Raw genomic sequence first — 270 nt, forward strand, 5'->3', positions numbered from 1 at the left:
GCGGTCGTGCGGAGCGTGAAGCGGCGGCTATCCAGCAGACCATCGATCAGCAGCAGGGCGATTTTACCCTGCAGGCCTGGGACTGGCGTTTTTATGCCGAACAGGTGCGGCGCGCCCGTTACGATCTGGATGAGAGCCAGATTAAGCCCTACTTTGAACTGAATTCGGTGCTGCAGAATGGCGTGTTCTGGGCGGCGACGCAGCTCTATGGCATCCGTTTCACGCCGCGACAGGATCTGCCGGTTTACCATCCCGACGTCCAGGTCTATG

General features: G+C 59.6%; 1 protein-coding gene. It reads left to right on the forward strand.

All coding sequences use genetic code 11. The features are described 5' to 3' along the window. Positions 1 to 270 (forward strand): M3 family metallopeptidase (locus SB756_RS30435; protein WP_410913287.1); only part of this gene is annotated, 270 nt, incomplete at both ends.

This window comes from Pseudomonas sp. SIMBA_068 (assembly GCF_046534705.1).
GTDB classification, from domain to species: Bacteria; Pseudomonadota; Gammaproteobacteria; order Pseudomonadales; family Pseudomonadaceae; genus Aquipseudomonas; species Aquipseudomonas putida.